This window comes from Sphingomonas sp. H160509 (assembly GCF_024124765.2).
GTDB lineage: Bacteria > Pseudomonadota > Alphaproteobacteria > Sphingomonadales > Sphingomonadaceae > Sphingomonas.
The window spans coordinates 1,375,421-1,399,534 of sequence record NZ_JAMXSR020000002.1; the positions used below are offsets into that span (position 1 = coordinate 1,375,421).

The 24,114-nt window shown below is 65.1% G+C and carries 24 protein-coding genes and 7 pseudogenes; 15 read left to right on the top strand and 16 right to left on the bottom strand.

The genetic code is table 11. From position 1 onward, the window contains the following. Window positions 1–15: 15 nt before the first annotated feature. From NHF48_RS08370 to NHF48_RS08400, 7 genes are all read left to right on the top strand, one after another. The gene (locus tag NHF48_RS08370) at window positions 16–1,413 is read left to right on the top strand and encodes a glutamate ligase domain-containing protein (protein WP_253070821.1); all 1,398 of its coding nucleotides are present in this window, start codon (window positions 16–18) and stop codon (window positions 1,411–1,413) included. Window positions 1,414–1,438: 25 nt separating this feature from the next. Beyond that, window positions 1,439–1,693, top strand: a complete 255-nt coding sequence (locus tag NHF48_RS08375) for a DUF6356 family protein (protein ID WP_107962750.1) — start codon at window positions 1,439–1,441, stop codon at window positions 1,691–1,693. A gap of 265 nt (window positions 1,694–1,958) precedes the next feature. Next, window positions 1,959–2,303, top strand: a complete 345-nt coding sequence (locus NHF48_RS08380) for a hypothetical protein (protein WP_253070822.1) — start codon at window positions 1,959–1,961, stop codon at window positions 2,301–2,303. After that, window positions 2,300–2,509, top strand: a complete 210-nt coding sequence (locus NHF48_RS08385; RefSeq protein WP_253070823.1) for a helix-turn-helix transcriptional regulator — start codon at window positions 2,300–2,302, stop codon at window positions 2,507–2,509. The genes NHF48_RS08380 and NHF48_RS08385 overlap by 4 nt, the downstream gene beginning before the upstream one ends. Continuing rightward, window positions 2,506–3,435, top strand: a complete 930-nt coding sequence (locus NHF48_RS08390) for an alpha/beta fold hydrolase (protein ID WP_253070824.1) — start codon at window positions 2,506–2,508, stop codon at window positions 3,433–3,435. The genes NHF48_RS08385 and NHF48_RS08390 overlap by 4 nt, the downstream gene beginning before the upstream one ends. A 112-nt stretch (window positions 3,436–3,547) precedes the next feature. After that, window positions 3,548–4,225 (top strand): alpha/beta hydrolase family protein, encoded by a 678-nt coding sequence (locus NHF48_RS08395; protein WP_253070825.1) that lies wholly within the window; start codon window positions 3,548–3,550, stop codon window positions 4,223–4,225. Beyond that, a complete protein-coding gene (locus NHF48_RS08400; RefSeq protein WP_253070826.1) occupies window positions 4,222–4,992 on the top strand; it encodes a hypothetical protein in 771 nt (256 codons plus the stop codon). Before NHF48_RS08395 ends, NHF48_RS08400 begins: the two co-directional genes overlap by 4 nt. A 45-nt stretch (window positions 4,993–5,037) precedes the next feature. On the opposite strand, the gene NHF48_RS08405 is transcribed toward NHF48_RS08400, so the two are convergent. Beyond that, window positions 5,038–6,147, bottom strand: coding sequence for a fatty acid desaturase family protein (locus NHF48_RS08405; RefSeq protein ID WP_253070827.1), 1,110 nt, complete (start codon window positions 6,145–6,147; stop codon window positions 5,038–5,040). 177 nt (window positions 6,148–6,324) lie between these two features. On the opposite strand from NHF48_RS08405, the pseudogene NHF48_RS08410 reads away from it, so the two are divergent. Continuing rightward, window positions 6,325–7,477 (top strand): annotated as a pseudogene (locus tag NHF48_RS08410) (N-acetyltransferase). A gap of 142 nt (window positions 7,478–7,619) precedes the next feature. Here the strand turns inward: NHF48_RS08410 and NHF48_RS08415 are convergent. The 7 genes and pseudogenes from NHF48_RS08415 to NHF48_RS08445 form a co-directional block, all read right to left on the bottom strand. Further along, window positions 7,620–7,931 (bottom strand): hypothetical protein, encoded by a 312-nt coding sequence (locus NHF48_RS08415; protein ID WP_253070828.1) that lies wholly within the window; start codon window positions 7,929–7,931, stop codon window positions 7,620–7,622. Then, the gene (locus tag NHF48_RS08420; protein WP_253070829.1) at window positions 7,932–8,720 is read right to left on the bottom strand and encodes a transporter; all 789 of its coding nucleotides are present in this window, start codon (window positions 8,718–8,720) and stop codon (window positions 7,932–7,934) included. Then, window positions 8,717–9,488 (bottom strand): annotated as a pseudogene (gene xth, locus NHF48_RS08425) (exodeoxyribonuclease III). The gene NHF48_RS08420 and the pseudogene xth overlap by 4 nt, the downstream one beginning before the upstream one ends. A 7-nt stretch (window positions 9,489–9,495) precedes the next feature. Further along, the gene (erpA, locus tag NHF48_RS08430) at window positions 9,496–9,834 is read right to left on the bottom strand and encodes an iron-sulfur cluster insertion protein ErpA (RefSeq protein ID WP_253070830.1); all 339 of its coding nucleotides are present in this window, start codon (window positions 9,832–9,834) and stop codon (window positions 9,496–9,498) included. Window positions 9,835–9,881: 47 nt separating this feature from the next. Continuing rightward, window positions 9,882–10,478, bottom strand: a pseudogene (locus tag NHF48_RS08435) (M23 family metallopeptidase); the annotation flags it as partial. A 443-nt stretch (window positions 10,479–10,921) separates the two neighbouring features. After that, window positions 10,922–11,374, bottom strand: a complete 453-nt coding sequence (locus tag NHF48_RS08440) for a peroxiredoxin (RefSeq protein WP_253070832.1) — start codon at window positions 11,372–11,374, stop codon at window positions 10,922–10,924. Further along, window positions 11,367–14,053 (bottom strand): annotated as a pseudogene (locus tag NHF48_RS08445) (bifunctional [glutamine synthetase] adenylyltransferase/[glutamine synthetase]-adenylyl-L-tyrosine phosphorylase). Before NHF48_RS08445 ends, NHF48_RS08440 begins: the two are co-directional and overlap by 8 nt. A 76-nt stretch (window positions 14,054–14,129) precedes the next feature. Here NHF48_RS08445 and NHF48_RS08450 point away from each other — a divergent pair. Continuing rightward, window positions 14,130–14,312 carry a hypothetical protein gene (locus NHF48_RS08450; RefSeq protein WP_056057498.1) on the top strand — a complete coding sequence of 61 codons (183 nt, stop codon included), beginning with the start codon at window positions 14,130–14,132 and terminating at the stop codon, window positions 14,310–14,312. A 25-nt stretch (window positions 14,313–14,337) separates the two neighbouring features. Here NHF48_RS08450 and NHF48_RS08455 read toward each other — a convergent pair whose 3' ends face one another. Further along, the gene (locus NHF48_RS08455; RefSeq protein WP_253070833.1) at window positions 14,338–14,985 is read right to left on the bottom strand and encodes a sigma-70 family RNA polymerase sigma factor; all 648 of its coding nucleotides are present in this window, start codon (window positions 14,983–14,985) and stop codon (window positions 14,338–14,340) included. Between the two features lie 308 nt (window positions 14,986–15,293). Further along, window positions 15,294–16,097 (bottom strand): response regulator, encoded by an 804-nt coding sequence (locus tag NHF48_RS08460; RefSeq protein WP_253070834.1) that lies wholly within the window; start codon window positions 16,095–16,097, stop codon window positions 15,294–15,296. Between the two features lie 347 nt (window positions 16,098–16,444). On the opposite strand from NHF48_RS08460, the gene NHF48_RS08465 reads away from it, so the two are divergent. From NHF48_RS08465 to NHF48_RS08475, 4 genes are all read left to right on the top strand, one after another. After that, on the top strand, window positions 16,445–16,534 hold the full coding sequence (locus NHF48_RS08465; protein WP_162236688.1) for a NepR family anti-sigma factor: 90 nt from the start codon (window positions 16,445–16,447) through the stop codon (window positions 16,532–16,534). 86 nt (window positions 16,535–16,620) lie between these two features. Further along, the gene (locus NHF48_RS24885) at window positions 16,621–17,208 is read left to right on the top strand and encodes a hypothetical protein (protein WP_342454607.1); all 588 of its coding nucleotides are present in this window, start codon (window positions 16,621–16,623) and stop codon (window positions 17,206–17,208) included. Between the two features lie 4 nt (window positions 17,209–17,212). Then, complete coding sequence (locus tag NHF48_RS24890) at window positions 17,213–18,163, top strand: sensor histidine kinase (RefSeq protein WP_342454608.1); 951 nt, start codon at window positions 17,213–17,215, stop codon at window positions 18,161–18,163. Between the two features lie 301 nt (window positions 18,164–18,464). Next, the gene (locus tag NHF48_RS08475) at window positions 18,465–18,599 is read left to right on the top strand and encodes an entericidin A/B family lipoprotein (RefSeq protein WP_056055798.1); all 135 of its coding nucleotides are present in this window, start codon (window positions 18,465–18,467) and stop codon (window positions 18,597–18,599) included. A gap of 98 nt (window positions 18,600–18,697) precedes the next feature. On the opposite strand, the gene tatC is transcribed toward NHF48_RS08475, so the two are convergent. From tatC to NHF48_RS08500, 5 genes and pseudogenes are all read right to left on the bottom strand, one after another. Continuing rightward, window positions 18,698–19,480 carry a twin-arginine translocase subunit TatC gene (gene tatC / locus NHF48_RS08480; protein WP_107953731.1) on the bottom strand — a complete coding sequence of 261 codons (783 nt, stop codon included), beginning with the start codon at window positions 19,478–19,480 and terminating at the stop codon, window positions 18,698–18,700. A 43-nt stretch (window positions 19,481–19,523) separates the two neighbouring features. Continuing rightward, window positions 19,524–20,048: a Sec-independent protein translocase protein TatB gene (gene tatB / locus NHF48_RS08485; RefSeq protein ID WP_253070835.1), complete on the bottom strand. Its 525-nt coding sequence runs from the start codon at window positions 20,046–20,048 to the stop codon at window positions 19,524–19,526. A 38-nt stretch (window positions 20,049–20,086) separates the two neighbouring features. Further along, window positions 20,087–20,332 (bottom strand): Sec-independent protein translocase subunit TatA, encoded by a 246-nt coding sequence (locus NHF48_RS08490; RefSeq protein ID WP_056055794.1) that lies wholly within the window; start codon window positions 20,330–20,332, stop codon window positions 20,087–20,089. A gap of 35 nt (window positions 20,333–20,367) precedes the next feature. Continuing rightward, a pseudogene (scpB, locus tag NHF48_RS08495) lies at window positions 20,368–20,969 on the bottom strand (SMC-Scp complex subunit ScpB). Beyond that, window positions 20,966–21,689: pseudogene (locus tag NHF48_RS08500) on the bottom strand (segregation and condensation protein A). The pseudogenes scpB and NHF48_RS08500 overlap by 4 nt, the downstream one beginning before the upstream one ends. Window positions 21,690–21,793: 104 nt before the next feature. On the opposite strand from NHF48_RS08500, the gene NHF48_RS08505 reads away from it, so the two are divergent. Both NHF48_RS08505 and map read left to right on the top strand, forming a co-directional pair. Further along, entirely contained in the window at window positions 21,794–22,000 is a 207-nt protein-coding gene (locus NHF48_RS08505) for a ParD-like family protein (RefSeq protein WP_056055789.1), read from the top strand. A 1-nt stretch (window position 22,001) separates the two neighbouring features. Next, window positions 22,002–22,784, top strand: coding sequence for a type I methionyl aminopeptidase (gene map / locus NHF48_RS08510; protein ID WP_253070836.1), 783 nt, complete (start codon window positions 22,002–22,004; stop codon window positions 22,782–22,784). Between the two features lie 317 nt (window positions 22,785–23,101). Here the strand turns inward: map and NHF48_RS08515 are convergent. After that, a pseudogene (locus NHF48_RS08515) lies at window positions 23,102–24,104 on the bottom strand (glycoside hydrolase family 3 N-terminal domain-containing protein). Window positions 24,105–24,114: the final 10 nt, after the last annotated feature.

Sequence of the window (24,114 nt, forward strand, 5' to 3'; positions counted from 1 at the left end):
CCATATCGCGGGCCGATGGATATCAGCAAACCCTGTTTCTTCGTCGGCATCGGCGGCAGCGGCATGATGCCGCTCGCGATGATCCTCGCCGGCCGCGGCGCGACCGTTGCCGGCTCGGACCGAAACCTCGACCAGGGCCGCGTGCCTGCGAAGTTCGACGACCTCGCCGCCAAGGGCGTCGCGCTGTTCCCGCAGGATGGCAGCGGGATCGTATCGGCCGACCAGCTCGTCATCGCTTCCGCGGCGATCGAGTCGACCGTGCCGGACTTGATCGCCGCGGATGCGCTCGGCTGTACCCGCTCGACCCGTGCGGCGATGCTGGCGTCGCTGTTCAACGACAGCGGCCTGCCGATCGGGGTAGCGGGGACAAGCGGCAAGTCGACTGTAACTGGGATGATCGGCTGGATTCTGCATGCCGTGGGTCGCGATCCGACCGTCATGAACGGGGCGGTGATGAAGAACTTCGCCACCCCGGACGCCCCGTTCGCCAGCGCGCTGGTCGGCGAAGGCGAGGCGTTCGTCAGCGAGGTGGACGAGAGCGACGGATCGATCGCAGGCTATGCGCCGAAGATCGCGGTGCTGAACAATGTCAGTCTCGACCACAAGTCGTTGGAGGAACTGCGCGTGCTGTTCGGGGACTTCATCGCGAAGGCCGAGACGGCGGTGGTGAACGCGAACGATCCCGATGCGGCGGCACTGGCCTCGCGGCTGCCGCGCGGTCAGATCACCACCTTTGCGATCGATGCGTCGGCCGACCTGCGTGCCGAGAACCTCAAGCCGGAGCCGTTCGCGATCCGCTTCGACATCGTCTCACGCGGCGTGCGGACGCCGGTGAAGCTGGCCGTGCCTGGGCAGCATAACGTGTCGAATGCACTCGCGGCGATCGGGGCGGCGATGGCTGCGGACGTATCGTTGGCCGATGCGGTGAACGCGATTGCCGGGTTCACGGGCTTGCGTCGTCGCTTCGACCTCGTGGGAGAGGCTGGCGGGGTCGCGGTGATCGACGATTTCGGGCACAACCCGGACAAGATCGCCGCCACGCTCGATACGCTCCATGCGTTTCCGGGGCGGCTACTCCTGTTCTTCCAGCCGCATGGCTATGGGCCGTTGAAGGTCATGGGGCGCGAGCTGGTCGCTACGTTCGTCGAGCGGATGGCGGAGGACGACGTGCTAGTTCTGCCCGACCCCGCCTATTACGGCGGGACGGTCACGCGGGATGTCACCAGTGCGGACATCGTCGCGCACATCGTCGAGGGTGGTCGGGACGCACGGCACGTCGCCGACCGTGCCGAGGCCGCAGCGGCGCTGGTCGCGGAGGCGCGGCCGGGCGACCGGATCGTGGTGATGGGCGCGCGCGACGACACGCTGAGCGTGCTGGCGGCGGGAATGGTCGACGCCTTGGCCGCTACCTGATACAATACAAGACAGGAGACTGCCCATGTTCCGCCGCCTGTTCCTTGACCACCCCGCCACCGTCGGCGAGAGCTATGTCGAGCATTTCGGCGTCGCCGGGCGCTTCGGCATGACGATGATCAAGGGCGGCCTCGGCGCGCTGGTCCACGCCTTCGTACCGGCGCTGTGCAAGACCCGCGGGAGCGACACGGTCGCCGAACTCCACCGCCAGATGGTGCTAAAGCGCGGCGCGGTCGCCGCCGATCAGACGCAGATGAAGACGGTCGAATTCATCATCTGACGATGCTTCGGAAGCCCGCCGGTTTCCAAAGGTTAGGATAAAGTCACACCCAGGACGCGTTCGCGGCCGGGTTGAGGCCGCGTGCCCCTGCGCCAGCTGGGCGCTCCCCTACCAACAATTAGGCAAGCTCGTGTAAAGCGACATTGACTTGCTTATCATGGCATGACAAGTTTCCTTTACTGATTCGAAAGGACACTTGACCATGCATAAGAGTCCCGCTCTCCGCCGTTACAATTACACTGTGTTGGGCCTCAGCCTCGCTTACATGGGCGCGCTGTTTGGCATCGTTGCTCTGTTCAGGACCCGTCCGCCCCACGGGGCCCTCGCGTATGCCGCCGCCATCCTACCGGCGCTGCCACTGGTCGGAATTTTTCTGGCCTGGGGTCGCTATCTCACTGACGAGCCGGACGAATATATCCGAATGCTCACGATCCGACAGACGCTGATAGCGACTGGCTTCATGCTTTCGGCGACGACGATCTGGGGATTTCTAGAAAGCTTCGGCTTGGCTGTGCACATCCCCGCCTATGCGGCCGGTATCCTGTGGTTTGCCGGACTAATGCTGGGTGGTTGTGTCAATATCTTCGCGGTGAAGACCGGTCGCTCATGAAGAACCGCCTCAAGGTGTTGCGCGCCGAGCGGGACTGGAGCCAGGGCGACCTCGCCGACCGTCTCGACGTGTCGCGGCAGAGCGTCAACGCGATCGAGACGGGGCGCTATGATCCGTCGCTGCCGCTCGCGTTTAAGATCGCCGAACTGTTCGACCTCAGCATTGAAGACATTTTCACGAGCCCGTCGAAGGAGTCAGCGACATGATTTCACATCTCAAAACCCGTCTCGCCGCTACCGCCGTGACGCTGATGATCGTCCTGAATCCCGCCGCGAGCCACGCGCAGGCTGCGACCGCCGCCGCACCGAAGGTCGACGCCGTCGAGACGCAGATGCCGCACATCTCCGTGCAGACCATCGGCAAGGGCACGCCGGTGATCCTCGTTCCAGGGCTGTCGTCGCCGCGCGCGGTATGGGCGGGCGTCGTTCCTACCCTAGCAAAGTCGCACCGGGTGTATGTCGTGCAGGCCAACGGCTTCGGCGGCGACGATCCGCGCGCGAACCTGTCGCCTGGCATCCTCGATGGGATCGTCGCCGACCTGCACACGCTGATCGCCCAGTCGAAGCTCGGCAAGCCGGCCATCGTCGGGCATTCGATGGGTGGACTGGTCGCGCTGATGCTGGCCAAGGCGCATCCCGAGGACGTCGGCAAGCTGATGATCGTCGATTCGCTGCCGTATATCGGCGAGATATTCGCGCCTGGTGCGACGGTTGCGGCGCTCGAACCACAGGCCAAGGCGATGCGCGCCGGCATGGCGGCGGCGTACGGCAAGCCGGCGAACCCGGCGGCGAACGAGGCGCTTGCTGCGCGCATGGCACTGAAGCCCGCGTCGCGCGCGGCGGTTGCCGATTGGGCGGCCAACGCGGATGTGCGCGTCTCGGCGCAGGCGATGTACGAGGACCTGACGACCGACCTGCGTCCCGACATGGCGTCGATCGCAGCGCCGATTACGCTCGTCTATCCGTGGAACGCGGCGGGGCCGACCAAGCCCGTCGCCGATGCGCTCTATCGGAAGGCCTACGCGACGGCACCGCACGTGACCTTCGTCGATATCGGCGACGCGGCGCATTTCGTGATGCTGGATCAGCCTGCCGCGTTCCAGGCTGCACTCGACGCCTTTCTCCGTGACTGAGGGGCGGCTAAGGTGTCGGCATGACCGATACCGCCACCCCGCCTGCACCGACGCCGCCCGCCAAGGAGCGCCCCCTCGCCTCGCCTATCATCACACGCCCGCGGCCGAGGGCGTGACGGGACCGACGATCGTGTTCCTGTCGGGCTATGCGTCCGACATGATGGGGACCAAGGCCGTGACGCTGGAGGCGTGGGCGAAGTCCGAGGGGCGCGCGTTCCTGCGGTTCGACTATGGTGGCTGCGGGCAAAGCGAAGGCGCGTTCGAGGACCAGACCCTGGTCGACTGGCGCGACGACGTGCTGGCGATGATCGATGCGCTGGTGGAGGATTCGGCGATCCTCGTTGGATCGTCGATGGGCGGCTGGCTGATGCTGCTGGCGGCGAAGATGCGGCCCGATCTGGTCAAAGGTCTGGTCGGGATCGCGCCGGCACCCGACTTCACCGACTGGGGCTTCACCACCGACGAGAAGATGGCGCTGCTCAGCAACGGCCGGATCGAGCGCAAGAACCCCTATGGCCCCGAGCCGACCGTCTATACCCGCGCGTTCTGGTCGTCGGGCGAGGCCAACCGGCTGATGTTCGGCGAGATCGCGTTCGACGGTCCGGTACGGCTGGTCCAGGGGCAGCGCGATCCGGACGTGCCGTGGCACCGTACCGCGCGCCTTGCCGAGCTGTTGCGTTCAGCCGACGTGCAGACGTGGCTGGTCAAGGACGGCGACCACCGCCTGTCGCGTGACAGCGACATCTCCCTCATCATCCGGGCGGTCGAGGATGTGATCGCCGCCTTATGATCCTGATAGTGTTGCTTGCCGCTGCGCAGGCCGCCGCCCCCAGTCCAGCCGCCGCCCCTGCTGCCGGACCCGTCGATGTGCAAGGTGGTCGGTTCGCTCGCTGCGCCGCCCTTACGCAAAGCGACCCCGCCGCCGCACGCGCCGAAGCGGGTCGCTGGCGAATCAGCGGGGGACGGTATTTCGCGCGGCAATGCGCCGGGCTCGCCTTCGCCGCCGAAAAGAATTGGCCGTCGGCAGCAGCCGAATTCGAGGAAGCGGCGCGGGAGGCTCAGATCGCGAAGGACACGCGAGCAGCCAATTATTGGGCACAGGCTGGCAATGCATGGCTCGCCTCGGGGCAGCCCGCCAAGGCGCGTGTCGCGCTCGATTCCGCGCTTACCGCGGGATCGCTGACGGGACTGCCGCTGGGTGAAGCGCAACTGGATCATGCACGCGCGCTGGTCGCGGCGGGCGAGCTTGATGCGGCGCGGAGCGATCTCGATCTGGCGCTAACCACCGCCGGCGCCGACCCGCTTGCGTGGCTGTTGTCGGCGACGCTAGCCCGTCGGATGAGCAACATTCCGCGCGCCAAAGCAGATATCGCACAGGCGTTGAAGCGCTCGGCCGACGATGCGTCGGTTCAGCTGGAAGCGGGGAACATCGCGGCGTCGGCTGGCGACGAAGCGGCTGCACGGGAGGCATGGGGAACGGCTGCAAAATTGGCGCCGACGACCGATGTCGGACGCAACGCGGTTATGGCGCTCAAGCAGTTCGACGCTGCGAAATAATCTGGAATGCTAGGCCAGTCGTTCGCGACCGGCCCGGCATTCTGATCAGCGGCGGACCATCGTGCTGCGTGCGATCTTGCTCACCAGACCGGGCAACCCTGGATAGCTCGCCTTGTGATACGGCGAGACGGCATCGAGTTCGGCCGTGATGCGACGATGCGCCTCGCCCAGCGCATGATAGGGCAGTCCGGGCAACAGGTGGTGTAGCGCGTGGTAGCGCAGACCCACGGGTGCCCAGAGCGCGGGCAGCAACGCCGGCGGCGGGACGTTGACGGTATCAAGATACTGCGCGGTGACGGTCATCGGCTCGCCGTCATTCTCCCACAGATGCGCAACCAGCGTACGGACCTGGTTGAGGACCGCGAATGCAGAGGCGACCGCGAAGATCGTCACGAACGCGCGCAAAGGCAAGACACCGGTCACGGTGATCGCGATCAGCGTGATTGCCCACAGGCTCGCGGCCATCTCGAGCCGATCCCAATAAGCTTTTGCCTCGCCTTCGGGGGTCCGACGGCGGAACTGCGGATTGATCGCAAGGGCCGAATAGCGCTCGACGATCATCGTCCGCAGCTTCGGCGACAGCAGCGAGATCGGCGACAGGATCGCGAACCGGATCAGCAGCGCGATCGGTGCGAGCGCCGATACGACGATGAACAGCGGCAGCGTCCACGGCTTCATGAGCGCGAGCGGCAAATATTCGGGATCTTCGACCGTGCCGTAGCGGGTCTTGGCGTGATGGAGGTTGTGGACGCCCTCGTACATGAAGGACGGGGTCATCAGCGGCACGCCGACGAGCACGTTCCAGCCTAGCCGGAAGTTCGGGACGGAGGCATGCTTCATGTGGCTGACTTCGTGGATAAAGCTCAGCCCGCGATAGAGGCCCAGCATCGCCATTATGCCGGCGACGATCACCACCGGCGTCGACGTCAAGGTGGCCGCCACTGCCAGCGCGCCATAGCCGACAACCATCGATGCGATGAGGTCGGCCCAGTAGATCGCCGGGCGCGGCTTCACCAGATCGCGCGTCAGGTCTGCGGCTGCACGCAGCATCGCCTTGTCGTCGGCAACGCGCTCCATCCCTCCGACACGGGGCGAAACTGCGGGAATGGAAGCTGGAGCGGCCGTGCCGCGAGCGAGGCTGAGCGATGTGTCCATGGGCATATCCATTGCCCGAAGATAGTGGCGGTACCGTGGCATTTACAGGCCGCGCGGATGCCGCCGTGCCGGAGGAAACCCGATCACTCTGACAGGGTCTTGCGATGACGCAGGTGTCACTCGCCTTTATTCGCTTCGCTGGGTAGACACGCGCAACTGCGTATTCGGGAACACGACATGGCCAAGCTCATCATTCGACCGGTCGAGACCAAGAAGGACCGCAAGATCTTCATCGATCTGCCGTTCCGTCTCTATGCCGACGATCCCAATTGGGTGCCGCCTTTAAAATCGGAAGCGCTGGGACTGATCACGCCCGAGAAGAACGGCTGGTTCAGCCATGCCAAGGCGCAACTGTTCCTGGCCGAGGAAGACGGCCGCGTGGTCGGGCGCATCTCGGCGCATATCGATACGCTCGCGCTGACGATGCCCGCCGAGCAGGGGGTTCGGGCCCGGCGTCGGCCAATGGGGCTTGATGGAAGCGGAGCGGCAGGACGTGTTCCAGGCGCTGCTGGAGCGCGCCGAGACGTGGCTGCGCGAGCAGGGCATGACGCGGGCGCTCGGGCCGATCAGCATGTCGATCTGGGAGGAACCGGGCCTGCTGATCGACGGATACGACCATCCGCCGACGATCATGATGGGGCACGCCAAGCGCGAATATCGCGGCTGGATCGAATGGGCGCAGTACCGCCCGATCAAGCAGCTGATGACCTATGAGGTCGACGTCACGAAGCAGTTCCCGCCGATCGTCCAGCGGATCATCAAATCGGGTGAGAAGAACCCGCGGATCAGCGTCCGCAACGTCGACAAGACCAAGTTCGAGGAGGAGGCGGCGATCATCCTGTCGATCCTCAACGACGCGTGGCGCGACAATTGGGGCTTCGTGCCGCTGACCCCGCCGGAGATCAAGGATGTCGGCGTGAAGCTCAAGCCGATCGTCTTCAACGACCTGATCCGTATCGCCGAGCTGGACGGCAGGCCGGTCGCGTTCATGATCACGCTGCCGGACCTCAACGAGGCGATCAAGCCGCTCAACGGGAGCCTGTTGCCGTTCGGTTGGGCGAAGCTGTTGTGGTGGCTGCGCAAACCCAAGGTGCGGACGGTGCGCGTGCCGCTGATGGGGGTGGTGAAGGAACTGCAGGCGTCGCGGATGGCGAGCCAGCTGGCTTTCATGATGATCGAATATATCCGCCGCGCCTCGGTCGATAAATACGGTGCGCAGCGCGCGGAGATCGGCTGGATCCTGGATGACAACCAGGGGATGCGGTCGATCGCCGAGACGATCGAGAGCCGGGTGAACAAGGTGTACCAGGTGTACGAGCGGGTGCTTTAGGTAAGAGCGGGAAGCGTTCTCGGCCTGAGATAGCGTGTTCTCCCGCGAAGGCGGGGGCCCAGTCTGGGCTCCCGCCTTCGCGGGGGAACAAGGAGGCGAGGACGGCTCGGCATTGTCGCGCCGCCCCTACTCCCGCTCCCCCTTACCGAACGGCATTTTCAGCGTCACTGCGGCCCCCCTGCCCGCTTGCGCCGGGTAGCTGCGTTCGGATCGCGTGGACATTCCCCTTGCCGCCACCCGGCAGCCGGAACGACAGCGGGTCACCCCGCGGCGGCTGGACCGGCGCCGCTAGCGTCGCCAGCCTTTGGTCGGTCGAACGCGCACAGACGACGATCTCGCCATCGGGGTCGGTCTGGACCGGACACGGCATCGTCGGCCTAGCAGGCCGCTTGCGCAATTCAGGTGGAAGCGGCGGCCCGGCAACCGCTTGAAGCAGGAGCAGGCCGGCCAGCATCTAGAAGCGCCGGGATATGCCAGCATATAGCCGCGCATCCGGCGTATTGGCGTTCAACCCCGCCGCACCGAATAGGTCGAACTGCAGATTGTCGTTCGCCATCCATGCGAGCGACAGCGCCGCGACGGCCTGCGTCTCATGCTCCTGCGGATCGTCGTCGCGGAGCGCCTGCATCTCGCCGGTCAACGTGAACGCCTTGTCGAGCTTCACGGCCAGGCCGGCGGTCGAACTATAGGCGAGATGCCGGCCATTGCCGTCCTGATCGACCGCCGCATCGATTTCCGGCGTCAGGTCGAGCGAGACCGTGTCGGATATCTCGTAGGTCACGGGGACGAGGAACCCTGCGCCCCAATCACCGGCGCCGATCGACGAACGGCCAACCGGCAAAGTCACGAACGGCAGCACCGATACCGACAAGCCGGCGCCGTCGGGATTGTGGAGGTTCGCCTTCATCCCGAGCGACACGTCGCCGACACCGTTCACCGTATCGACGCGGGTCGAATCGCGCATCCGGTCGTGCCCGAATGGCGTCCAACCGATCCGCGCCTCCATCGAGTCGCTGACGCCGACGCGAACTAGCGTGTCGCCGAACAGGATGTTGTCCTCTCGCGAGCCCGGTTGGTCGTCGCGCGTCCAGTCGGCGATCGACGTCTCGACCGAGATCTTGCCGGGCGCCATCGTGCAGGCGGGCGTATCGATGCCAGGACGATCAGGGCAATATTCGCGGTCCTGCGCCATCGCCGCGCCGGACAGGCTCGCCAGGGCGATACCGATCAGTAGCCGTTTCATCGCAGGCGGACCCAGGTCGGCGCGTGGTCGCTGGCCTTTTCCCGCCCGCGATAGGCCTTGTCGACGCCGGCATCGATCATTCGGTCGGCGGCCTGCGGGCTGAGCAGGAGGTGGTCGATGCGGAACCCGGCGTCACGCTGCCATGCGCCCGCTTGGTAATCCCAGAACGTCCATACGCCACCCTTGGGGAATTGCGTGCGGAGCGCGTCGGTCCAGCCCTGTGCGACGAGCGCGCGGTAATGCTCGCGACTTTCGGGCTGCATAAGCGCGTCGTCCTGCATCGCGCGGACGGAGAAGGTATCGTCGTCGTTGGCGATGACGTTGTAGTCGCCGGCGAGGATGGCCGGCTTTTCCTCCGCATGCAGGACGCGCGCACGGGCGGCGAGGCGGTCCATCCAGCGGAGCTTGTAGTCGAATTTGGGGCCGGGCTGCGGGTTGCCGTTGGGGAGGTAGAGAGCGGCGACGATCAGGCCGTCGATCTCCGCCTCGATGTAGCGGCTGTGCTCGTCCCTCTGGTTCGCCTTCGAGACCGCGCTGGCGGACGACGGGCGTGCCGCTCTTCGCGAGGATCGCGACGCCGTTCCAGGCCTTCTGGCCGTGCCAGACTGCCCCGTATCCGGCGGCTTCGATGTCGGCGATCGGGAAGGTGTCGTCGCTCGACTTCAGTTCCTGTAGACAGACGATGTCGGGCTGGTCTTCGGTGAGATACTCGATCAGTCGCGGCAACCGCGCCTTGATGCCGTTGACGTTGTACGTGACGATTTTCATGGCAGTCTCAGACCGAGAAGCTGGAACCGCAGCCGCAACCCGACGCGGCGTTGGGGTTCTCGACCTTGAATGCGGCGCCGGCGAGCGACTCAACGTAATCGACCGCACAGCCACGGACGAGGTCGATGCTGACGCTGTCGACGACGAGCTTCACGCCGTCATGCTCGGCGATCACGTCATCGAACTCGACCGAATCGGCGAACCCGAACTTGTACTGGAACCCGGAACAGCCGCCGCCGTCGACCGAGAGACGCAGGATCGCCGGCTTCCCCTGCTTGACGGCGATCGCCGCGACGCGCGCCGCAGCGGAGGGGGTTAGGATGATGTCTTGAACCAGCGTTGCCATGAGCTGGAGATAGGGGGTTGCGCTATCCGCGGCAACCTTGGGGTTGATCAGTCCTGCGCGGCGGGGCCGCTCGTCGAAACCGGGATCGCGTTTACCGAGCGGTCCTGTGCGGCGAGCAGGTAATCCGCGGTGGTCAGGAACGGCACCGGGTTGACCGCGTGGCCATCGATGCGGACTTCATAGTGAAGATGCGAGCCGGTCGAGCGGCCGGTCGAGCCCATCAGTGCGATCAGCTGGCCGCGAACGACGCGGGCGTTATCGCCGACGAGGATCTTCGACAGATGGCCGTAGCGGGTCGCGATGCCCTTGCCGTGGCTGATCTCGACCATGTTGCCGTAGCCGCCCTGGCGACCGGCGTGCGCGATGATGCCGTCGGCGGTGGCGTAGATCGGCGTGCCGACCGGGCCGGGAATGTCGACGCCGGCATGCATCGCCGCGGTGCCGCGAAAAGGATCGGAGCGGATGCCGAAATTGCTGGTGAACGAAAGCGAGTGGACCGGCTGGACCGACGGGATCGCGATCACACCCTGCTGCGTCGCGTCGAGCTTCTTCCAGGTCTGGAACAGCGTGCGAAACTGCGCGTCGGCGCGGAGATCGGCGGTGGCTTCCTCGGTGTTCGCGGCGATCATCGGACCACCGGTTGCAGCAACGTGGTGCGCTACCTTGGAGGCGACGACCTGAGCCTGGGCAGTGGCACCGACCGTGGCCATCCCCATTACTGTTGCGGCGACCGCCAAACGGCGAAACGTGAACGACTTGGACACCATCGACACGGCCTTAACGCGCGTCACGATGGCTGCTGCGGTAAATTCGACCATTGGTCCCCGACACAAAAATGCAGGGCCGTTCGCTTCAAGGCGGACGGCTCCGAAACTCTGTCCTGACTCGCAGCCCCTCCGCGCACCAGACAGTCTGGGTTAGGCCGGATACCGCCGTTCCGGGCAATAGCCCCGCGCGGTCGGCGCGGCGGAGCGGCAGGTTGATGCGGCGAGTTGATGCAAATCGAGACGATTGCAAGGGAACAGGAAGCCGACGACGACATCGAACGTGAAATGTCGGCGAATCTCCGAACGTTACTGCGGGCTGTTCAGAGCGCCTTGGCGGCGGCCAGAACCGCTTCGGCATGCCCCGCTACGCGGACCTTGTGCCACGCCTTGGCCAGCGTGCCGTCGGCGCCGAACAGGAACGTCGCGCGCTCGATGCCCATGTACTTGCGACCGTACATCGCCTTCTCGACCCACACGCCGAAAGCCTCGCAGGCAACACCTTCGACATCGCTGGCAAGCCGAACCGCAAGCCCATGTTTTGCCGTGAATTTTGCGTGCGACGCTGCACTGTCTTTGGACACGCCGACGACAGTAACGCCCGCCTCTGCGAAAGCGTCGGAAAGTGCGGAGAAGTCCTTCGCCTCGGTGGTGCAACCGGCTGTGTCGTCCTTCGGGTAGAAATACACCACCAGCGCGGCGCCGAGGCTCGCGAGCGAAACCACCGCGTCGTCGATCGTCACCGACACGTCGGGGATCTTCGAACCTTCATCCATCCTGCTCTCCCGTCACCTGCGCCCAGAACCGGCGGACCTCCTGCCGCGTCGTTTCCAGCGTGGCAACCACCGCTGCCCAGTCCGCCACCCCAATCGCGCGCGCGATGAGGTCCTCCGTGGCATGCCCCGGCGGCGCGGCATCGGGCGCGACAAGCCGCAACGTCACGAGCAAACGCGTGAGGACGTCGTGCGCCGGTCGAAGTGACGGCGGGATCAGGCCTTGCCGGATCAGCGCGTCGATCGCGGTTCCCAGATTAGGATCGAAGCCGGCCCTGTTCACGAGCTGGACGACATGGGTCGCGAATTCGAGATCGACTAGGCCGCCGGGCAGCAGCTTGGCGTCGAGTGCCCCCTTGGGCGGTTTGTGCGCGGCCATGTCGCTGCGCATCGTCCGTGCGTCGGTGATCACGTCGCGCGCCGGTCGGTCGCCCTCGAGCACGCCGCGAACGATCGCCGCTACCGCATCCCCGAGCCTCGGTCGATCCGAACACCGGGCGAGCGCGGGTGAGCGCCATGTGCTCCCAGGTCCAGGCATCCTCGCGCTGGTAACGGGCGAAGCGGTCGAGCGTGACGACCAGTGGCCCCTGCCCGCCAGATGGCCGCAACCGGGTGTCGATCTGGTACAGCGGCCCGGCGGCGGTCGCGACCGACAGAGCGCCGGTCAGCCTCTGTGCGAGACGATTGTAATAGAGCGTTGCGCCGAGCGGCTTCGGGCCGTCGGACTCGGCGGCGAAATCGCCCGTAAACAGATAGATGAGATCGAGATCGGACGCGTGGGTCAGCATCGCGCCACCCATGCGACCTAGCGCCAGCACCACGAGTTCGCTGTCCGGCACGCGGCCATGGACCTTCGCGAATTCCTCGATCGTGGCGCAGGCGAGGACGCCGATCGCCGCCTCCGCGACGCGTGCATACCCTGCCGCGACATCGAGCGGATCGGACGCACCGGCGACAATCTGTGTCCCGAGCGCAGAATCGAAGCTCGCCGACGACGCGGCGGACATGGTCGAGCCTGGACTGATAGTCGCCGCCCGCCTCGCCCGCGCGCATGATCGCTTCGAGCATGGCGACGTCGCTGACTGGTTCGAACGCGGTCGCGTCGATCAGCCCGTCGAGCAGATCGGGACGGCGGCCGAGATCGTCCGCGAGCGTGGGCGCATGGCTCAGGATGGCAGCGAGCAATGTGGCCAGGCCCGGTCGCGCCTCCAACAAGCGGAAGATGTTGATCGCGCTCGGCAGGCGTTCGAGCAATGCGTCCAATCGGAGCAGCGCGGCCTGTGGGACAGGAGCAGCCGCCAGCGCGGGGACGAGCGTCGGCAACACCGCCTCCAGTGCCTCACGCGCGGCCGGACTGCGCAGCGCGGGATAGGCGCCGCCCCGCCACGCCTCGATCCGCCGACGTGCCGATTCGGGCTCGTCGAACCCCGCTGCGGCAAGATCGGCTTCCAGAGTCACCGCGTCATGCGAGAAGGCCGGCCGGACGGCATCGTCGAGCGCGTCGTAGATCCGGCCGGTCGCCGTGACGCGCGGTTCGAGCAACGCCAATAACGCACCCGAATCGTCCAGCCCGTGCAGTTTCGCCACGCGGTCGAGCGCATCGCCGGTCGGCAAGGCGTGCGTCTGGCGGTCGTCGATCATCTGGACGCGGTGCTCGATCGTTCGAAGCAGCGTGTAGCCGTCGATCAACGCAGTCGATTCATCTGTGCCGATCCAACCTGCCTCGGCCAGCCTGGTGAGGGCATCGCGGGTTGCGGGCGCGCGCAGGGCGGGATCGCGGCCGCCGTGGATCAGCTGGTGGATCTGCGCGAAGAACTCGGCCTCGCGGATGCCGCCACGGCCGCGCTTCAGGTCATAGCCGGGGCCGAACGCCTGACCTTGCGAATGATGATCGCGGATCCGCGCGGAGATGCCGCGGATTTCGCCGATCGCGCCAAAATCGAGCGCGCGACGCCACACGAACGGGCGGATAGCGTCGAGGAACCGCTGGCCGAGCGCGATGTCACCGGCGGCTGCGCGCGCCCGAATGAACGCGGCGCGCTCCCACGGCAGCGCCTGTGCTTCGTAATAGCCGATCGCCGCATCGACCGGCAGCGCGATCGGCGTGATCTCGGGCGATGGGCGCAGGCGAAGGTCGACGCGCAGGACATAGCCGTCGCCGTCGCGCGCCTGGAGCAGTTCGACGACGCGCTTGCCGATCCGGACCGCCGCCTCTTCAGGCTCCTCGCGCAGACGCCGGGGCAGCGTCGCCGGATCGAACAACAGGATCGGATCGATGTCCGACGAATAATTGAGTTCGCCACTCCCCTGCTTGCCGAGCGCGATGGCGACGAAGCCAAGCGGTTCGGCACCAGGGGTCCGCTCCTCAATCGCGGTGCGGATCGCGGTGTCGAGCGCATAGTCGGCAAAGCGGGTCAGCGCGCCGGTCACGGCGGTGAGATCGAGAACGCCGGCCAGGTCGCCGATCGCGACGTTGAGCGCCATCGCGCGCCGTTCGACGCGCAGGCGACGCGCGACCGGCATATCGGCCTCGGCGCTCGACAAGGAGAGGTCCAGCTTGCCAGCCGCCAGCGATCGCGCCAAGTCCGGCTCACGGTTGAGGACCATCGCCAGGAATGGGGACCAAAGTCTTGCGCGATCCAGCGCGGCGTTTATCGCCTGTTCAGGTGAGACTAAAGCCATACGACATCGCTATAATCCGCTGCCGACGCGTGTCACGATAAAGCAACGAAACCGCTATTGGCCCGTTATAGCGAACATGACTTACGCATTCCTCACGATCAGGCGCGAAGAGAACGGCCAGCAGGTCGTGCGCCGCCCCCGCGCGACCGACGTGATCGGTCACGCACTACGTGGCGCGTTCGACGACACGCACTCGGTACCCGACGATATGATGATGATGTTGCGCCGACTGGACGCGATGCCGCATCGCTTGAACTGAGCGATACGGCATTCGTCAGTTGGGTTCAGCGACCGCGGCTGAGTTCTTCGACATCGCCCATGATCGAATCAAGCGCCGTCTTGCTCGTATCTGTATCATGATCACGTCGCGATGGTAGCGAACCATCGGTGAGGATCGTTTCGAGGGCAACGCGTCCACGCGCCACGCGGCTTTTGATCGTACCGACTGCGACGCTGCAGATTTCAGCAGCCTCTTCGTACGCAAAGCCGCCAGCACCAACTAGGATCAGCGCTTCACGCTGCGGCTGAGGCAGATGCATCAACGCACGCTGCATGTCGCCGAGTTCGACATGGCGATCCTGGCTCGCAGGCGCGGCAAGAATGCGGTCGGCGACCAGATCGTCCCATTCGCCCTTGAAGCGTGCACGACGCATCTGGGACAAATACAGGTTTCGGAGGATGATGAACGTCCACGCGCGCATGTTCGTCCCAGCCTGGAACCGAAGACGCGCGGCCCAAGCCTTGAGCAGCGTTTCCTGCACGAGATCGTCGGCAAGATCGCGGCTACCCGACAACGAGCGACCGAACGCACGCAAATGCGGGATTACCTGAGCAAGCTGAACCTTGAACTCGGCATCCGACAAGGAGACATGCTCGACCGGCTCGACAACGTTCTCGATTTCGTCGTCCACGGGCGAAGCAGGCTGGGTCATGGTAATCCGATCAATCCCGATAAAACACTGCCGTACGCGGACGACAGACATAGGCACAGGTCGCGGGAAATACCAGCGACCTGCTCATAATCCGGCTCAGCGCAGGATTATAAAGCCAAAGATAACAATGACCAAGACGAGGGAGATCGCCAGGATGTACCGGGTCATGTGCGGCGTGGCGCCAGCCCGTGCATCCTCGGTATCGATATGAATTGGTTCGTTCGGATCAGCCATAATCACCAAACTCGCGAAAAACGTTTTGGGTCCGTAACCGTCTTGCGGTCACGAACCCGATACGCGCCGCCGCTTCAGGCAGTCGGGACGGTCGCCTGGTCGAAGAACAGGGCCTGGCTGATCGCGGCCTTCACGGTCGACCGCTGGAACGGCTTGGTGATCAGGAACGTCGGCTCGGGACGCTCGCCGGTCAGCAAACGCTCGGGGAACGCGGTGATGAAGATCACCGGAACCTCGAATTCAGCCAGGATATCCTTGACCGCGTCGATGCCCGAGCTGTCGTCGGCAAGCTGGATGTCCGCGAGGACGAGGCCGGGACGCGTTTCCATCGCCAGCGCGACGGCTTCGTCACGCGTGACCGCAACGCCGGTGACGTCGTGGCCAAGATCGCGGACGATCGTCTCGATATCCATCGCGATGATCGGTTCGTCCTCGATGATGAGAACCTTGGCGCGGGTCTGGTTTTCGATCTCGGACAACGCATCCGCGACCAGATCGTCGACTTCGCTGGTATCGACCTCGATCAGATACGCCGCGTCCTCCGGCGTGAAGCCTTCCATCGCGGTCAGCAGCAGCGCCTGACGCGAAAGCGGGGTCATCCGGGCGAGGCGAGCGCGGGCGACGGCTTCGTGACCTTCGGAATCGGTCGCAGTCTCGTCAGCGACTTCGTCGAAGTTCGCCGAGTTCCAGATCGCCTGGAACATCCGGTACAGGCCGAGACGGGGATCGACGTCGCGGGGGAATTCCTCAGGCGCGGCGACGATCGCCTCGAGCGTGGCGCGCACATATTTGTCGCCGTGCATCTGGCTGCCGGTCAGGGCCCGGCCGTAGCGCCGCAAAAATGGAAGGTGCGGTGCAAGTTGCTGTCCAAGAGACATGGGTAACGAATACTCCCTGATCCTACGCGGCCCCTCATGTGTCGGGTGGCTCGCGTCATTGCAATGGTGTCGGTCGAAAATGCCCCGTGTCCACGCCATCGCCGCCAAGTATCGGCCGCGATCGAGCGGAGATGCGTATTTTTCGCTCGGGTGTGGAACCATCCAGACGCTATTTGGTTTCACGAACATCTTTCGCGAGTATGTAGTCCGGTGCCCATGGGCGCAGTTTTGCTCGTCATCACATATTGGTTTGCGTCGTGCAGGGGGAAGTTTTGAGTTTGGGCCACGACACGGAGAAGACAGTGCCTGCAACGAAGCCCGCCAAGGTCCCTGATAAGGACCAACAAATGGGTTCGGCGCTGCGTTCGGTGTATCAGAAGACCGTGGACGAGACGATCCCGGACGACCTTCTCGAACTCCTCGGCAAGCTGGACTGACGGTGGGCCGCGAGCCCATAGCGACCGCTCCAGATACGACCTCCCCGGAGCCAGCGCCGCTAAATGATCGCCGTCTGCTGTCCGCGATGGGCAGTTTACCCACCGGCGCCAAACTTTTCCTGATCATCAGTGCGGCGCTCTTGCCGTTGGCCTTGATCGCGGTGTTTGCCACGTTGCAGACTACGCGACTGGCCGATGCAGAGGCGCGTGCTCGGTTGCGCGTGACGGCGGACGAAAGTGCGCGCGCCATCGCAATCGAACTCGTCGGCGACATGACCGCGCTTCGGGTTGCGGTGAACGCGCTCGGGACGGACCCTGCTGATGCACCGAGTTGCGCACGCGCCCAGGGCGTGTTCGCGCAGCAGTCGTCGGCCGGCACGCGCTTCATCATCACCGACCGTGCAGGCCATGTCCTGTGCGGCGTTCCGCTGCCCAACCCGGTGACCGTGCGGCAGGACAACATGCCGGTTGCGGCAGCGATCGTCCCCGACAATGGGCTGATCCCTCGCGATTTCCGGACCCAGCGGCGACACGTCCGCCCGCGCCTTCTTCCCACGCGCGTTCCTGGAGAAGATCGGACGTCCCTCGACTCGAGCGTCGGCATTCAGCAGCGCGATCGTACTCGACGAGGACGCGCTTCACCTCGAGACGATTGCCGACGAGCGCCCGCTTGATCGCATGGAAACGATGCGTACCGAACTCGGCGTCGCCGGGCTTGCCTTGCGGACCAGCATCCGCAGTGCGCCGGTGACGTCGTCGCTGATCGTGGCAATGCTGTTGCCGCTGCTGATGTGGATCGCCGCGGCGAGCATAGCGTGGTTCGTGGTCGACCGGCTTCTGATCCGCCCGCTCCGCCGTCTACGCGGTGCAGTGGCCGCCTTCACGCCCGGCGAGGAACTCGACTTCGGCACCGTCCACACTTTGCCTGCCCAGGAGATTCGCGAACTCGGCGAAACGTTCCAGTCGATCAGCCGGACCGTTGCGCTGCACGAGGCCGGCCTTGCCGAAGGACTGGTGCGCCAGACCAAGCTTACGCGCGAGGTGCACCACCGCGTGAAGAACAATCTTCAGGTCATCTCGAGCCTGATCAACTTTCATGCCCGCAGCGCACCCAGCCCTGACGCCACCGCAGCCTATTCGTCGATCCAGCGTCGCGTCGATGCGCTGGCCGTAGTTCACCGCAACCATTTTGCCGAGCTCGAGGAAAACCGTGGGCTGAACCTGCGGACGATGATCGGCGAACTTTCCGCCAATATTCGCGCGACCGCGTCGGATCGCTCGCACGGCTTGGGCATCACGCTCGATATCGATCCGTATCTGGTCAACCAGGACGTCGCGGTCGCGCTGGCGTTCCTGGTGACGGAGACGATCGAACTGGCGATGAGCTGCGATCCGGCGGCTCAGATCAGGATCGTGGTCAAGCCGGCCGACAAGCTTGCCGACAAACCGGACCGGGCGGTTGTCCGCGTCGTTTCGCGTGCGCTGGTCGAGAGCGATGCGTTCCGAGAGGCCCTGTCGCGCTATGGTCGCGTCATGGAAGGCCTGTCGCGCCAGTTGCGGTCGCCTCTGCACCACGATCCTCTCGTCGGCGCGTACGAGATCGCCTTCGCCATTACGGGGCGCGACTAGGCCTTTTCTGCAACGTCGGCTGATCCATATCAAACGCCGCATTTAATTGGATAGATTCGAAGAAAATCGGGAACCGACCATCGCCGTTGCCGTTCTACACTTCGGATAGCGACTTTATGCCCCCCGCTCTCGCTGTCCAGAACACAGGCCCGGTAGCACACCCTCCCCCCTGGTGATGCTGCCGGGCCTTTATTCCAGAAATAGTCTTTTCCTGCCGGGCGTTGGTTCCAGCGGCGGAACGAATGGCGCCCCCGAACATTCCCCCTCCCGTGGCATTTAAGCCCTTCTAGGAGGAAGTATCATGCGTAAGTTGGTTGGACTGGCGATTGTAGCCAGCGCTTTGATGGTGTCGGCATGCAACACGGTCGAGGGCGCAGGCAAGGACGTGGCTTCGGCGGGCAAGACCGTCGCGAAGACCGCGGACAACGCCAAGTAAGCCTTTGCGCTTATGATAATGAAACGGGGCCCGGTGCACATGCACCGGGCCCCGTTTTCATATCGGCACTGCTATTTGTCTAAGCGCCGTGGCTCGGGTCAGCTCTCGACGATGTCGGTGGACTCGCCCTCGACCGCCTTGGCCTTCGCCCGGCTGCGCTCGGTGAACCAGATCCCGATCAGCGCGAGTTCGTACAGGATCACCAGCGGGATCGCGAGCAGCAGCTGCGAGCCGATATCCGGCGGCGTCAGCACCGCTGCAATCGCGAACGCCGCGACGATCGCATAGCGCCGCGCGCCGATCAGTTGCTTGCGCGTGACGATCCCTGCCCGCTCCAGCAGCATCAGCAGGACCGGCAGCAGGAACGAGATACCGAAGCCGAACAGGAACTGCATCGTAAACGACAGGTAGTTGCCGATCGCAGGCAGCGCCTCGCGGTGGATCCCGCCGACCATCCCGTCGAAGCCGAGCAGGAAGTGCAGCGCCATCGGAATCGCAACGTAATAGGCCATCGCCGCGCCGGTAAGGAACAGGACGGGCGTCGCGAGGATGAACGGCAGCAGCGCGCCGCGTTCCTTCTTGTACAGGCCGGGCGCGACGAACTGCCACACCTGGTTCGCGATCACGGGGAATGACAGCATCATCGCGGCGAAGAACGCCACCTTGATCTGGACGAAGAACGCCTCGAAGATCTCGGTGTAGATGACCTTGTTCTGGCCGGCTGCGAGCAGCGGGTGAACCAGGAAGCCGAAGATGTTCTCGGCGAAATACATCGCCACCGCGAACGTCACGACCAGCGCGGCGATGCAATAGAGCAACCGCCGCCGCAGCTCGATCAGATGGTCGAGCAACGGCGCCCGGCTTTCGTCGATCTCGCTCATGTCTGGCTTTCGGCGTTATGGTGGGTAGTCACGACCGCCGCGTTCACGATGACGCCACCTCGGACTTACCGGTCTTGTCGTCAGGATGGGGCGCGGTCGCGGCCGGCGTATCCAGCGGCCCGTCGAACAGGTCCGGACCGCGATCCGCCAATGGCTTATGCTCCTGCTCGGCCGGTACCGGCGAAGCATGCTCCGAAGCAGCAGCCACCACGGGCTTCTCGACCATCACCGGCTCGTCGGTATGATCGACGGACCGATAATCGCGGCGGTGCTCCTCCGTCTCCGGCGAGTGCACCACCTGCGTGGTTTCGGCCGTCGAGTCCGTGCCCGTCTGCGGATGCTCGCGCATGATGCGTTCGTTTTCTGACGCCCAGCGCTTTTCCATCTCTTCGAGTTCTGCCTCGCGGACCATCGAATCGAAGCCCGAACGAAACTGCCGCGCGACGCCGCGCGCCTTGCCGACCCAATAGCCGACCACGCGCATCGCCTTGGGCAGGTCCTTCGGACCGATCACGACGAGCGCGACGAAAGCCACGAGCAGAAACTCGGAGGGCGCGATATCGAACATTCAGCCGCGCCTATCTAGGGTCGTCAACTCTGCCGGCTTCAGGCAGGACGGTCGTCACGGACGCGATTGCCGTCGCGATCGAACGCGGGATCGGCAGTCTTCTGCGCTTCGATCCGGGCCGATGGCTTGGCCGGCGTCTCGTCGTCGTTCTCGGACATGCCCTTCTTGAAATTCTTCACGCCCTTGGCGACGTCGCCCATCAGGTTCGAGAATCGGCCACCGCCGAGAAGGAGGATCGCGACGACCGCGAGAACGAGCAAGTGAATCGGGCTAAAACCGCCCATGGCAATTCTCCTGGAAACTGAACCCTATCTAAGCCTCATCCTGACGCTTTGCCAGCCACCTCGCCATCTTCCCGGTCGTCTTCGCCATCTTCGAGCCGATCGAACGCCAGATCGACCGGATCGAGCAGCCCCGCGGCACGCAGATCGTCGATTCCGGGCAAGTCGCGGCGGCTCTGGAGGCCAAAATGGACGAGGAACGCAGGGGACGTCGCAAACATCAGCGGGCGTCCCGGTACTTCGCGTCGTCCAGCCGGCTTCACCCAGCCCGCCTCCATCAGGACGTCGAGCGTCCCCTTCGAGATCTGCACCCCCGAATCGCCTCGATTTCCGCGCGGGTCACGGGCTCGTGGTAGGCGATGATCGCGAGCGTCTCGATTCCTGCGCGGCTAAGCTTGCGCGGTTCCTCGCGGTCGCGACGGAGCATGTGCGCCATGTCCGGCGCAGTCTGGAACTGCCAGCGCTCGCCGCGTCGAACGATGGCGATGCCACGACCGGCATAGTCGGTGGTCAGTTGGTCGAGCGCCGCTCGGACGTCACCGTTGCCGACATGCGCGCGAATCGCGTCGAGCGTCAGCGGGGTCTCGGCCGCGAACAGCACTGCCTCGACAGCGCGCGTGAAGTCGTCGGGCGGGGTCACGCGCGGGTTCTCAGATACAGCGGCGCGAAGGGCGACGCCTGGCGCAGTTCGATCCTGCCCTGCCGTGCGAGTTCGAGCGCCGCGACGAAGCTCGATGCCAGCGCCGACCGCCGGAGACGCTCGCCCGCGTCGGGGAGGAAGCTTTCGATCACGCTCCAGTCTATCCGTTCGCCGACCAGCATCGACACGCGCTCGAGCGCCGCCTCTAGCGTCATCACTTCGCGGTCGGCGACCACGTGCATCACCGGCCGCGTCCGCGCGGAAATGCGGCCGTACGCGGCGATCAGGTCGAAGATCTCGGCTTGCCACGCGGCCTTGCGCACCGTCCGTAGCCCCTCGGGCGCGCCGCGCAGGAACACGTCGCGCCCGGTGCGATCCCGCGCCATCAGCCGCGCACCGGCCTCACGCATCGCACTCAACCGTTCGAGCCTCAGTTGAAGCCGCAGCGCCAGTTCCTCCGGATCGGGCTCGGCGAGCGGATCGCGCGGCAGGAGCAACGCCGACTTCAGATAGGCGAGCCATGCCGCCATCACGAGATAGTCGGCGGCGAGTTCGAGCTTCAGCGCGCGCGCGGAATCGACGTACGCCAGATACTGCTCGACCAGTGCGAGGATCGAGATCTTCCGCAGATCGACCTTCTGCCCGCGCGCGAGCGACAGCAGCAGATCGAGCGGCCCCCTCCCATCCGTCGAGATCCAGGGTCAGTTGCGCGTCGTCCATCGCCGGACGCTACAGTGCACGCTGCCAAGCATCCACCCCACGTTTGACCCACGACCATATGAACCGTACACGCTTCGTATGGTCAGAATGAATGTGAGGCTTGAATGGGTATCGTGAAGATCGACGACGCGCTGCACGAGGACGCGCGGCGGGCGAGCCAGGTGCTGTGCCGGTCGATCAATGCGCAGGCGGAGTTCTGGATGAAGATCGGCATGCTCGCCGAGGCCAACCCGACGCTGTCGTTCAACGACATCGTCACTGCGCAACTCGCTGCCGCGTCGGTGCGCGTCGCCGACAAAACGGCAGCCTGAGATGGTGAAGACGCCGGCAGAACTGGCGCTGATGCGCGTATCGGGCGCTTTGCTGGCGTCGGTGTTCGAGATGCTCGACGAGCAGGAGCTGGCGGGGCTGTCGACGTTGCAGGTCAACGACATGGTCGACCGCTACATCACCGACGACCTCGCCGCCCGCCCCGCGAGCAAGGGGCAATATGGCTTCGAGTTTGTCCTGAACAGCTCGATCAACCACGTCGTCTGCCACGGCGTGCCGAACCCGCGCGATATCATCCGCGACGGCGACATCGTCAATCTGGACATCACGCTGGAGAAGAACGGCTTCATCGCCGATTCAAGCAAGACGTACATGGTGGGCACCGTTTCGCCCGCTGCAAAGCGCCTCGTGCGGGTCGCGCAGGAGGCGATGTGGCAGGGTATCCGACAGGTCCGGGCTGGCGCGCATCTCGGCGATATCGGCTTCACGATCGAGCGGCACGCGAAGAAGCACGGCTATGCGGTGGTGCGCGACTATTGCGGGCACGGCATCGGTCGCGAGATGCACGAGGAGCCGCAGGTGCTCAATTTCGGGCGCGCGGGGACCGGCATGACGCTGCGCGAGGGGATGGTGTTCACGATCGAGCCGATGATCAACCAGGGAACGCGCAAGGTGTCGACCGAGGATGATGGGTGGACCGTGGTGACCGACGACGGCAAGCTTTCGGCGCAGTTCGAGCATACGGTGGCGGTGACCAGCGGCGGGGTCGAGGTGCTGACGTTGCGGGGGGACGAGCGGGCTCGGGGGTGGGGTGATTTGGGGTGAGCGTGATTGAGGCGGTCGCAACCGTTCAAATCAATTCCGGTCGTGCTGAGTAGCGACTGAGTAGGCTCGCGAGAGCCGTATCGAAGGCGCGTATCGAAGCATGGGTTCCGCACGCCCACCTGTCCTTCCATACGTCGCTTCGACAAGCTCAGCAGCTACTCAGGACGAACGGATGGTGTGCTTTGCACAGAGCCCACCACCCCGGCGAAGGCCGGGGCCCAGTTGGGGGACGTCGATGATTGAGGACGGCGCTCCGTTACTGCGATCTTTCCAACTGGGCCCCGGCCTTCGCCGGGGTGGTGGATGATGGGCTAGCGTCAGGCCCGCGCCAACAGCGCGTCTCGCGTCGCGATCAGTTCCGCGAAGTCGCCCTTCGCCCCGCCAACCGACGCCATCGCCCGATCGAGCCTCGCGCGCGACGCTTCCGAAATCTCCCCAGCCGCCCTGCGATCTCGACCATCTCGTCCATCCGCGCCCAGCAATCGAGCACCAGATCGCATCCAGCCGCGATCGCGCCCACTGCCTTGTCGCCGGCGGTGCCGGACAGCGCCTTCATGTCGATGTCGTCGGTCATCAGCAGACCGTCGAAGCCGATCCGTCGACGGATGATCTCGTCGATCACGATCGGCGACAGCGTCGCGGGGCGGTCGGCGTCCCACGCGTCGAAGACGATGTGCGAGGTCATCCCCATCGGCGCCTGGTTGAGCGTGCGGAAGGGTTCGAGATCGACCTCGAGCTCGGCGTCGGTCGCGGTGACGGTCGGGAGGTGATGGTGCGTGTCGACCTTCGCGCGGCCGTGGCCGGGCATGTGCTTGACGACACCGACCACGCCGCCTTCCGCCAGCCCTTCGAGGCGTTGCGCGGCCGAGCGCCGCGACGCGCATGGGGTCGGAGCCGAACGTGCGTGAGGCCACGGCTTCGGTGGTATCGGGCTGCGACACGTCGAGCAGCGGGAGACAGTCGACGGTGATCCCGACCTCGCTGAGCATCACGCCAAGCGCCTGCGCATTCGCTCGCGCCGCCTGGATCGCGGTCATCGGCGCGCGTTCGTAGGCTGCATCGAACACCGGGCCAGCGGGGAATGCGGGCCATTCGGGTGGTCCCATCCGCGCGACGCGGCCGCCCTCCTGGTCGATCAGGATCGCCAGGTCCTGGCGTCCGGCCAGCGCGCGGAGCGAGTCCGTCAGCGCACGGACTTGGTGGCGATCGACGATGTTGCGCTTGAACAGGATGTAGCCGGCGGGCTCGCACTCGGCGAAGAACGCGTGTTCGGCGGGGGGTGAGGACGGGGCCGGACAGGCCGAAGATGACGGGCTTCATGCGTTCTTCC

Excerpts from the sequence above, each read along its gene's own strand:
- NHF48_RS24890 (WP_342454608.1), top strand. The coding sequence starts at position 17,213 with ATGGAAACGATGCGTACCGAACTCGGCGTCGCCGGGCTTGCCTTGCGG.
- NHF48_RS08420 (WP_253070829.1), bottom strand. The coding sequence starts at position 8,720 with ATGAAACGGCTACTGATCGGTATCGCCCTGGCGAGCCTGTCCGGCGCG.
- NHF48_RS24885 (WP_342454607.1), top strand. The coding sequence starts at position 16,621 with ATGGGCAGTTTACCCACCGGCGCCAAACTTTTCCTGATCATCAGTGCG.
- map (WP_253070836.1), top strand. The coding sequence starts at position 22,002 with ATGGTGAAGACGCCGGCAGAACTGGCGCTGATGCGCGTATCGGGCGCT.
- NHF48_RS08370 (WP_253070821.1), top strand. The coding sequence starts at position 16 with ATGGATATCAGCAAACCCTGTTTCTTCGTCGGCATCGGCGGCAGCGGC.
- tatB (WP_253070835.1), bottom strand. The coding sequence starts at position 20,048 with ATGTTCGATATCGCGCCCTCCGAGTTTCTGCTCGTGGCTTTCGTCGCG.
- NHF48_RS08375 (WP_107962750.1), top strand. The coding sequence starts at position 1,439 with ATGTTCCGCCGCCTGTTCCTTGACCACCCCGCCACCGTCGGCGAGAGC.
- NHF48_RS08400 (WP_253070826.1), top strand. The coding sequence starts at position 4,222 with ATGATCCTGATAGTGTTGCTTGCCGCTGCGCAGGCCGCCGCCCCCAGT.
- NHF48_RS08465 (WP_162236688.1), top strand. The coding sequence starts at position 16,445 with ATGGGTTCGGCGCTGCGTTCGGTGTATCAGAAGACCGTGGACGAGACG.
- NHF48_RS08490 (WP_056055794.1), bottom strand. The coding sequence starts at position 20,332 with ATGGGCGGTTTTAGCCCGATTCACTTGCTCGTTCTCGCGGTCGTCGCG.
- NHF48_RS08380 (WP_253070822.1), top strand. The coding sequence starts at position 1,959 with ATGGGCGCGCTGTTTGGCATCGTTGCTCTGTTCAGGACCCGTCCGCCC.
- NHF48_RS08415 (WP_253070828.1), bottom strand. The coding sequence starts at position 7,931 with ATGCTGGCCGGCCTGCTCCTGCTTCAAGCGGTTGCCGGGCCGCCGCTT.
- NHF48_RS08450 (WP_056057498.1), top strand. The coding sequence starts at position 14,130 with ATGACTTACGCATTCCTCACGATCAGGCGCGAAGAGAACGGCCAGCAG.
- NHF48_RS08460 (WP_253070834.1), bottom strand. The coding sequence starts at position 16,097 with ATGTCTCTTGGACAGCAACTTGCACCGCACCTTCCATTTTTGCGGCGC.
- erpA (WP_253070830.1), bottom strand. The coding sequence starts at position 9,834 with ATGGCAACGCTGGTTCAAGACATCATCCTAACCCCCTCCGCTGCGGCG.
- NHF48_RS08475 (WP_056055798.1), top strand. The coding sequence starts at position 18,465 with ATGCGTAAGTTGGTTGGACTGGCGATTGTAGCCAGCGCTTTGATGGTG.
- NHF48_RS08390 (WP_253070824.1), top strand. The coding sequence starts at position 2,506 with ATGATTTCACATCTCAAAACCCGTCTCGCCGCTACCGCCGTGACGCTG.
- NHF48_RS08405 (WP_253070827.1), bottom strand. The coding sequence starts at position 6,147 with ATGGACACATCGCTCAGCCTCGCTCGCGGCACGGCCGCTCCAGCTTCC.
- NHF48_RS08385 (WP_253070823.1), top strand. The coding sequence starts at position 2,300 with ATGAAGAACCGCCTCAAGGTGTTGCGCGCCGAGCGGGACTGGAGCCAG.
- NHF48_RS08505 (WP_056055789.1), top strand. The coding sequence starts at position 21,794 with ATGGGTATCGTGAAGATCGACGACGCGCTGCACGAGGACGCGCGGCGG.
- NHF48_RS08440 (WP_253070832.1), bottom strand. The coding sequence starts at position 11,374 with ATGGATGAAGGTTCGAAGATCCCCGACGTGTCGGTGACGATCGACGAC.
- NHF48_RS08455 (WP_253070833.1), bottom strand. The coding sequence starts at position 14,985 with ATGACCCAGCCTGCTTCGCCCGTGGACGACGAAATCGAGAACGTTGTC.
- tatC (WP_107953731.1), bottom strand. The coding sequence starts at position 19,480 with ATGAGCGAGATCGACGAAAGCCGGGCGCCGTTGCTCGACCATCTGATC.